Source organism: Nocardia sp. NPDC058497, from assembly GCF_042720195.1.
Taxonomy (GTDB): domain Bacteria; phylum Actinomycetota; class Actinomycetes; order Mycobacteriales; family Mycobacteriaceae; genus Nocardia.
The window spans coordinates 1-8,835 of record NZ_JBHXMY010000224.1 but is presented as its reverse complement, the minus strand read 5'-3'; the positions used below and the strand labels follow the sequence as shown (position 1 = coordinate 8,835).

The 8,835-nt window shown below is 68.4% G+C and carries 9 protein-coding genes; 1 reads left to right on the top strand and 8 read right to left on the bottom strand.

The window, feature by feature from the left end; all coding sequences use genetic code 11:
* Positions 1-98: 98 nt before the first annotated feature.
* From ACFWPJ_RS16815 to rlmN, 5 genes are all read right to left on the bottom strand, one after another.
* Positions 99-1,064: a LysR family transcriptional regulator gene (locus ACFWPJ_RS16815; RefSeq protein WP_378852273.1), complete on the bottom strand. Its 966-nt coding sequence runs from the start codon at positions 1,062-1,064 to the stop codon at positions 99-101.
* A 36-nt stretch (positions 1,065-1,100) separates the two neighbouring features.
* Positions 1,101-2,237, bottom strand: a complete 1,137-nt coding sequence (locus tag ACFWPJ_RS16810; RefSeq protein ID WP_378852271.1) for a serine/threonine-protein kinase — start codon at positions 2,235-2,237, stop codon at positions 1,101-1,103.
* A gap of 65 nt (positions 2,238-2,302) precedes the next feature.
* On the bottom strand, positions 2,303-3,958 hold the full coding sequence (locus ACFWPJ_RS16805; protein ID WP_378852269.1) for a protein kinase: 1,656 nt from the start codon (positions 3,956-3,958) through the stop codon (positions 2,303-2,305).
* Between the two features lie 146 nt (positions 3,959-4,104).
* Complete coding sequence (locus tag ACFWPJ_RS16800; protein ID WP_378852267.1) at positions 4,105-4,527, bottom strand: uL11 family ribosomal protein; 423 nt, start codon at positions 4,525-4,527, stop codon at positions 4,105-4,107.
* Between the two features lie 95 nt (positions 4,528-4,622).
* A complete protein-coding gene (rlmN, locus tag ACFWPJ_RS16795; protein ID WP_378852265.1) occupies positions 4,623-5,732 on the bottom strand; it encodes a 23S rRNA (adenine(2503)-C(2))-methyltransferase RlmN in 1,110 nt (369 codons plus the stop codon).
* 113 nt (positions 5,733-5,845) lie between these two features.
* Between rlmN and ACFWPJ_RS16790 the strand changes: the two genes are divergently transcribed.
* Positions 5,846-6,217, top strand: coding sequence for a lipopolysaccharide assembly LapA domain-containing protein (locus ACFWPJ_RS16790; protein ID WP_378852263.1), 372 nt, complete (start codon positions 5,846-5,848; stop codon positions 6,215-6,217).
* Between the two features lie 9 nt (positions 6,218-6,226).
* Here the strand turns inward: ACFWPJ_RS16790 and ACFWPJ_RS16785 are convergent, their stop codons facing one another.
* The 3 genes from ACFWPJ_RS16785 to pyrH form a co-directional block, all read right to left on the bottom strand.
* On the bottom strand, positions 6,227-7,096 hold the full coding sequence (locus ACFWPJ_RS16785) for a phosphatidate cytidylyltransferase (protein ID WP_378852275.1): 870 nt from the start codon (positions 7,094-7,096) through the stop codon (positions 6,227-6,229).
* A 137-nt stretch (positions 7,097-7,233) separates the two neighbouring features.
* A complete protein-coding gene (gene frr, locus ACFWPJ_RS16780; protein WP_378852261.1) occupies positions 7,234-7,791 on the bottom strand; it encodes a ribosome recycling factor in 558 nt (185 codons plus the stop codon).
* Positions 7,792-7,840: 49 nt separating this feature from the next.
* Complete coding sequence (pyrH, locus tag ACFWPJ_RS16775; protein ID WP_378852259.1) at positions 7,841-8,569, bottom strand: UMP kinase; 729 nt, start codon at positions 8,567-8,569, stop codon at positions 7,841-7,843.
* Between the last annotated feature and the right edge of the window lie 266 nt (positions 8,570-8,835).

Sequence of the window (8,835 nt, the reverse complement as noted above, 5' to 3'; positions counted from 1 at the left end):
AGTTTTTTTTAAGTACACGGCTGATCAATCGCGCCACAAACCCCCCCCGGGCGCTCCACTAGGTGGCCCGCGGCGGCGTTTTTCGTGTGTCCGCCAGGTCAGCGACCGCGCCGGGCGCCCGGCTTGCGCCCCTTGCCCTGACGCGCGGGCTGCTGCTTGGCCGCCGGCTTCTTGGCGGTGTTCTTGCGCGCGGGTTTCGCCGCGGCGCGCCGCTCCGGTTCCGCGGCGGCGACACCGCGGGAACTGGTGGCCGAGCGGCCGCGCACGATCCCGACGAACTCCTCGAGCAGTTCGCTGTCGGTGCCAGCGGGCCACGCGAGTGCGATCTCGGTGAACTCGGTGTCGCTGATCGGGCGGTACACCAGATCGCGGCGGTGATGCAGCCGGGCGATCGACTGCGGCACGATCGTGGCGCCGCCGATCGCGGCGACCAGCGCGAGCGTGTCGACGGCCTGATCGATGTCGCTGCCGTCCTGGACGCGTTCCTCGGCCAGATCGGCCGGACTGATCGTCTCCAGCAGCGAGAGCGCGTCGTCCTTCTGCACGACCGCGACCGGCGTCTCCTGCCACAGCGGGATCGCGTTCATCGCGGTCCGGCCGATCGGCAACCGGACGAAGCACAGATCGATCCGGCCCTCGCGCAGCGCGGACTCCTGCTCCCCCTGCGCGACCCCGACGACCTCGAGCGGATGCTCCGGCAACCGGTCACCCCAGATCCGCGCCCACTTCGACACGGTGACACCGGGCACGAACCCGACCCGCAGACTCGCGGGCGCTTCCGGCTTCTGCTCGCGCTCGGCCTGCTCCTGCGCGCTGATCAGCGCCCTGGCATGGGTCAGCAGCGCCGCGCCGTCCTCGGTCAGCTGGGTCGGCGAGGCGCCCGGCACGAAAACCCTTGTCCCGAGCTCGTTCTCCAGCTCGATGACGGTGGCGCTCAAGGCCTGCCGGGAGATCCGCAAGCCCTTCGCGGCCCGCGCGAAATGCAGTTCCTCGGCGACCGCGACGAAGCGACGCAACCGGGCGAGGTCGATGGAGTCGGCGGCGGTGACATCGAAGTCGCTCATTCGGACCAGAATATGGCACCCGCCGCGGCCGCCCGATCACAGGTTCGACAGCAACCAGACCACGCCGATGGTCGACCCGATGACGGCGACCCAGATCAGGAAGATGCCGAACATCGATCCCCACCCGCCGCGCGACGGCGCCGGATACGGTGCGGGCGGCCGCATCGGCGGCCGCTGCTGCCAGGCCGCGGGGGCGACAGGGCGAGGCGCCATCGGCTGGTACGGATTCACCGGCGCCGGACGCGGGGCGCCCGGCACGTTGACCGGGCTCATCGGCGTCATCCCGACGAACGGCTGGGCATGTGCCCCCGACGTGGGCCGCACCGTCGGCCGCGCACCGGTGGTCCCGGTGCGCAGTGCCCGCTGCACGGCGTCGACGAACTCCTCACACGAGGTGAACCGGTCGGCGGGGCGCTTGGCGAGCGCACGGGCCATCACGGCGTCGAGCACCGGCGGCAGCCCGGCCCGGCGCGGGCTCACCGGCGGTGGCGGCGCCTGCAGATGCCCGGTGATGACGGCGGCCGGGCTCGCGGCCTCGTACGGCGCGGTGCCGGTCAGCAGCGAGAACAGCGTGCAGGCCAGCGCGTACTGGTCGGCGCGGTGATCGAGGGCGGCGCCGGTGAGCTGCTCGGGCGCGGCATACGCGAGCGTGGCCGTGAACGACCCCGTCTCGGTCAGGTGCCCGGAGTCGTCGCGCAGCCGGGCGATCCCGAAATCGGTGAGATACACCCGTTCCTGGCTGTTGGACCGCGCCAGCAGGATATTGGCCGGCTTCACATCGCGGTGCAGCACGCCCGCCCGGTGCGCGTAGTCCAGCGCGGCGGCGGTCTCGCCGATGATCTGCACCGCCCGGTCCGGCGGCAGCGTCCGCGGATCCAGCGTCGAGGCGTCGACCCCGTCGATGTACTGCATGCTGATCCACAGCTGGTCGCCCTCGACGCCGCGGTCGAAGACGGTCACGATGTTCGGATGGTCGAGCTGGGCGACCAGGTCGGCTTCCCGCTCGAACCTGGCCCTGATCTCGGAGTCGGAGTACAGCTCCTGATTCAGCAGCTTCAGCGCGGTCCACCGCGGCAGCCGCGGATGCCTGGCCAGATATACCGATCCCATCCCGCCGCGGCCCAGCTGCCGGTCGATCGTGTATCCGGCGAATACCGTCCCGTCAGAAACCATTCTGACCCCCGAATCTCGCTCGTCGTCCGACGGGTGTGGACCCTACCAAAACGCCGTTCGTCGGCTTACCCCAGTGGGAAGCTGGAGATTTCGGTGAGTAGCGCACGGAGGTCCTTGTCCAGTGCAGTAAGGGCCGAGCCCCGCGAGAACACGAGAACCCATCGTTGCCGATCTGGATCGCTGAAGGTGGAGACGACGGCCGTCATCGTGTAGTGATCCTTGCCGTACATGTCCTTGATAAACCTTGCTCGGTGGTCGTCACTTCGCGTGCCGGATGCACCGCTTCCCACGTCCGTTGTTTCGCGCCGGAATCGGTCCACCGCCGCCTGTGCCGCCGACACGGTAGAGAAGGCGTAGAAGGCGTACCCGGTGTCACGGATGGTGTCGGTGGGTACGCACGCCCACTTGGCGTCAGCTTCCTGAAAGGCCAGCTCCCAGGTGGCCTCGTTGCGGGTCTTCGTATTGACATATGCCGCACACGTGCGGCCACCGTGTCCGACGCCGCTGAGATACGGGTTTCCGAACTCGAGGCCCTCGGCGTCGCCGGGCGGCACCATCTGCGGAAAGGCCGCCGATATCGCCGCGATGTCCTGGTGGGCGCGAGAGCGATTGAGGATCTCCGAGACGAAGGTGCTCTCATCCTGCCAGCCCCAGTAGGTCGCACCCAGCACGACAGCCAGCACCACGAACAGGACGCTCGGGGTCCGGCCACGCCGTCGCGGCGTGGGTCCCGGCCGACCAGGAAACGGCGGCGCCGGATTCCGGGACGGCGGCGCAGCGACCCCGGGATAGGGTTGCGGCGCTGCGTGTCGCGGGGCGGGAACGGCTCGACCGTAGGGACTCGGCTGAGCGAACTGCGGCATCGACGACCCGGCGAAGACCGTGGGTTGCGCACCGGGCCCGCTCAGGGCGCGACGGGCCGCGGCGGCGAATTCCGCACAGGAGTCGAAGCGATCGGACGCGCGCTTGGCCAGCGCGCGGGCGAGCACGGCGTCCAGCGCGGCAGACAGCTCGGGTCGATGCGCGCGCACCGACGGCGGCGGTGACTGCAAGTGGCCCTGGATCACCAGGACCGGATTGGTCGCCTCGTACGGGGCGACGCCGGTGAGCAGCGAGTACAGCGTGCAGGCCAGCGAGTACTGGTCGGAGCGATGGTCAAGGAACGCGCCGGTGAGCTGTTCGGGCGACGCGTAGGCCAGCGTGGCGGTGAAAGTGCCGGTCTGGGTGAGGTGGTGGACGTCGTCGCGGGGGCGGGCGATACCGAAGTCGGTGAGCAGGACTCGTTCCCTGTCGTCCGCGTCGGCCAGCAGGATATTGGCGGGCTTCACGTCGCGATGCAGGACACCGTTGCGGTGGGCGTGGTCCAGCGCGGCCGCGGTGCCTTCGATGATGCGCAGAGCCCGCTCGGCGGGGACGGGATGGTCGATGGTCGCCGCGTCCACACCGTCGACGAACTGCATGCTGATCCACAGCCGCCCGTCGTCGACACCGCGGTCGTACACCGTGACGATGTTCGGATGCTCCAGCTGTGCGGCCAGGTCCGCTTCGCGTTCGAACCGCGCGCGAATCTCGGTGTCGGCGAACAACTCCGGATTCAGCAGCTTGAGCGCGGTCTGACGCGGTAGCCGGGGGTGGCGGGCCAGGTACACCGATCCCATGCCCCCCTGACCCAGCCGGCGTTCGATCGCGTATCCGGCGAAGACGTCGCCCGTCGCAAGCATGCTTCCCCCGTTGTCCTGCCGAATCGGTTCCACGCCGACGGCGGGCATCCGCCTGTTCGGCCGTCACCAACTTAACGCCTGGGCGGGTCACACCGGGCATCTGTGTCCCCGCACAGACGATCACGGGGGCGAGTTGGCGGCAGACGTCAGTCCTCGATCCGCACACCCATCGCTCGGGCGGTACCGGCGACGATGCGCATCGCCGCCTCCACATCGGTGGTGTTCAGGTCGGGAAGTTTGCGGATCGCGATGCGCCGCAACTCTTCCCGCGAGAGCGCGCCGACCGGCTTGTGGCCGGGTTGCGGTGAACCGGGGTTGCCGAGCGCCTTACGGATCAGCGAAGCGGTGGGCGGCGTCTTGAGCCGCATAGTCCACCGCTTGCGGGCATCGATCGTGATGACCGCGGGGATGATCTCCCCGCGCCGATCCGCGGTCGCCGCGTCGTACCGGCGTTTGACTTCGAACGGCGGGATGCCGGTGGGACCGAGCATCTTGCCGAGAATCATGAGGGAGGCATTGCCCGCCTCGAGTTCGAGAGTGACTGTGACAGAGGCTGTTCCGCGCGCCATAGTCAACCATCTCGGACGCGGGCCTCGATCCGGTCCCGCGCCGGTAACGCCTGGGCCGCAACGTGTTCGAGCTCAGTCGAGCATCGAAGAGCGGGTCAGCCTTCGGCGGCGAGCTGACCGCAGGCGGCGGCGATCTCCTGGCCGCGGGTGTCGCGCACCGTGCACGACACGCCCTGGGCGATCACGCGGCGCACGAATTCCTTCTCGACCGGTTTCGGGCTGGCGTCCCACTCGCTGCCCGGGGTCGGATTGAGCGGAATCAAGTTCACGTGGACGAGCGGGCCGAGCGCCTTGTGCAGCTTCTTGCCGAGCATGTCCGCCCGCCACGGCTGATCGTTGACATCGCGAATCAGCGCGTACTCGATCGACACCCGGCGCCCGGACTTGTCCGCGTAGTACCGGGCGGCATCGAGCACCTCGGCGATCGACCAGCGATTGTTCACCGGCACCAGGGTGTCGCGCAGTTCGTCGTCGGGCGTGTGCAGCGAGACAGCGAGCCGCACCGACATGTCCTCGTCGGCCAGCTTGCGGATCGCGGGCGCGAGGCCGACGGTGGACACCGTCACCGAACGCTGCGAGATACCGAGGCCGTCGGGCGCGGGCGAGGTGATCCGGCGGACCGCGTTCACCACCCGCTTGTAGTTGGCCAGCGGCTCGCCCATCCCCATGAACACGATGTTGGACAGCCGGCCGGGACCACCGTGCACCTCACCGTCGCGCAGCGAGGCGGCGGCGGCACGCACCTGGTCGACGATCTCGGCGGTCGACAGATTGCGGTTCAGGCCTGCCTGGCCGGTCGCGCAGAACGGGCACGCCATGCCGCAGCCCGCCTGGCTCGAGATGCAGAGTGTATTGCGGTCGGGGTAGCGCATGAGCACGCTCTCGAGCAGGGTGCCGTCGTGGGCACGCCAGAGCGTCTTGCGGGTGTCGCCCTCGTCGCAGGCGAGATGGCGGACCACCGACAGCAGCGGCGGGAACAGTGTCTCGCCGACCTTGTCGCGCACATCGGCGGGCAGATCGGTCATCTGTGCCGGGTCGGCCTGCAGCCTGCCGTAGTACTGGCGGGCCAGCTGATCGGCCCGGAACTTCGGCAATCCCAGCTCCTGCACCGCGACCTTGCGTTCGTCCGCGTCGAGATCGGCGAGGTGGCGCGGCGGCATACCGCGACGCGGGGCATCGAACACGAGGGGCAGGGAGGTGGCCATAATTCGACCATTGTCCCAAACGAGGCAGCGGGCCCGGCCGCCGGGCCGCCACGCCGAACGCCGTTATCGAGAAGATGCGTGCGCGGGTGATAGCTGTCGGCAATGATCGAAACATGTCCACCAATGCCGAATCAGGGGCGTCACCGGCCGAGCACGAGCCTCCGGCACCGGCGATCGAGCCCACCGAGGCCAAGCATCGCCGGGACGAACGGGTGCCCACCAGACGCGCCACGCCGCCCGGGGTCCACGGTTCGAAAACCGGCTACACCTGGATCGCCCTGATCGCGGCCGCGATCATCGGCATCATCGTGCTGATCTTCATCATCCAGAACCTCGAAAAGGCCACGGTCGACCTGCTGTTCTGGCACTTCTCGCTACCGATCGGCATCACCGTGCTGCTGTCGGTGATCGCGGGCGCGCTGGTGATGGGCCTGGTCGGTGGCGTGCGCATCCTGCAGCTACGGCACGCCGCCAAGAAGCCCTGACCCGGCGCGCTACAGCAGCGCGCTGAGCACCAGCCACGACACGAAGGCCGAGGGCAGCATCGAGTCGAGGCGGTCCATGATGCCGCCGTGACCGGGCAGCATCGTGCCCATGTCCTTGATGCCCAGTTCCCGCTTGATCTGCGACTCGATCAGATCGCCGCAGGTGGCCACGACCACCAGGCCGACACCGAGCACCACACCGATCATCGAGTTCGCCTCGAGCAGCAGGGTGACGGTCAGCAGACCACCGATCACGCTGAACACCAGCGAACCGCAGAACCCCTCCCACGACTTCTTGGGGCTGATCGCGGGCACCATCGGATGCCTGCCGAACAGCACGCCGGCGACATAGCCGCCGACATCGGAGCAGACGACCAGGATCATGAACGTCAGCACCCGCAGGTTGCCGTCGGGTTCGAGCAGCAGCAGCGTCGAGAACGCGGCGAGCAGCGGAATCCAGGTGAGCGTGAACAACGTGATCGCGGTGTCGCGCAGGAAGTTCTTGGGCGCGGTACTCAGCCCGTGGTCGAACAGCCGCCACACCATGCAGACCAGCGCCGTCGCGGCGAACGCGCCGACCACGCCCTGGGCGCCCCACGGCCAGCCCAGCCAGAACACCGCCTGGCCACCGACCAGCAGCGGGATCCGCGGCACCAGGACGTCGGCCTCACGCAGCCGCTTGGCGACCTCCCAGGTCGCCACGGCCACCGCGACGCCGACCACCCCGATGAACACCTTGGGGACGAACAGCAGGATCGCGATCAGCGACAGGCCGAGGCCGAGCCCGACCGCCAGCGCGGCGGGCAGGTTGCGGCCCGCGCGCGACGTGGGCGCCTGCGGCTCGGCAGGCGCGTCGTCGGCCGGTGCCGGCGTCGCCACGCCGGTCGTGTCGACCTGGTCCGGTGTCGGCTCCGGTGCCGCTCCGGTGGCGGCGGCGTCTTCGGCCACGATTGTCCCGTCGCTCAACTCGTCGTTCCGTTCATCCCCCGCACGAGCGGGACTGGCGAGATCTGCGCTCAGACCTCGAGCAGTTCGGCTTCCTTGTGCTTGACCAGCTCATCGATCTGGCCCACGTACTTGGCGGTGGTCTTGTCGAGCTCCTTCTCGGCGCGCCCGACCTCATCCTCACCCGCCTCGCCATCCTTCTGGATCCGGCCGAGTTCGTCCATCGTCTTGCGACGGACGTTACGAATCGAGACCTTGGCGTCCTCACCCTTGCCCTTGGCCATCTTGACCATCTCGCGACGACGCTCCTCGGTGAGCTGCGGCACCGTGATGCGCAGGATGTCACCGTTGTTGGTCGGGTTCACGCCCAGATCGGAGTTGCGGATCGCGTTCTCGATCGGGCCGAGCTGGCTCTGCTCGTAGGGCTTGATCACCACCATGCGCGGCTCCGGCACCGTGATGCTCGAGATCTGGGTGATCGGCGTCAGCGAACCGTAGTACTCGACCACGACACGGGCGAACATGCCCGGGTTGGCGCGGCCGGTGCGGATGGTTCCGAGGTCGTCCTTCGCCACCGAGACGGCCTTCTCCATCTTCTCCTCGGCATCGAAGAGCGCTTCATCAATCACGACCGGTTCCTCCACAGCGTCGTCATCGTCATCATCCGCGGTTGCGGGATCAGGACCGAACCAAGGTGCCGATGTGTTCACCGGCGACTGCGCGGGCAATATTGCCCTTGGTCAACAGATTGAACACCAGAATCGGCATCTGGTTGTCCATGCAGAGACTGAAGCACGTGGCATCTGCCACCTTCAGGCCCTTCTCGAGCACTTCCTTGTACGTGATCTCGGTGTACATGCTCGCGTTCTTCTCCACGCGGGGGTCGGCGTCGAACACGCCGTCGACCGCCTTGGCCATCAGCACCACGTCGGCGCCGATCTCGAGCGCGCGCTGGGCGGCGGTGGTGTCGGTGGAGAAGTAGGGCATGCCCATGCCCGCACCGAAGATCACGACGCGGCCCTTCTCGAGGTGCCGCTTGGCGCGCAGCGGGAGGTACGGCTCGGCGACCTGACCCATCGTGATGGCGGTCTGCACGCGCGTGTCCACCCCCTGCTGCTGCAGGAAGTCCTGGAGCGCAAGGCTGTTCATCACGGTGCCGAGCATGCCCATGTAGTCCGAGCGGGCGCGTTCCATGCCGCGCTCCTCCAGCTCGGCGCCGCGGAAGAAGTTGCCGCCACCGATCACCACGGCCACCTGCACGCCGGTCTCGACGATCTCGGCGATCTGCTCGGCCACGGTCTGCACGACATCGGGGTCGAGACCGACCCCGCCGCCACCGAACATCTCCCCACCCAGCTTGAGCAGCACCCGGTTGTATCCAGGGCGGTCGTTACCCGGGTCGGTCATGGGTGTTCGTCTCCTTCGGCGAGGTTGAGATCGGTCGAACTGCGGGCACGCGAATCGGCCGCACTGAGCGGCATCCATCCTGCCTTATCCGGTTCCCGCCACCGCACAAGACCCCCTTGCGCGACGCGGAGACCCCGGAACCAGGGGCAGGTGCCGTCAGGAATCGGCAAGAGCCCCTCGGGGGCAGACGGACGCTGCTCCCGAGGGGCTCTCGTTCAGGCGGATCAGGCCTGGCCGACCTCGAAGCGGGCGAAGCGGGTCAGGGT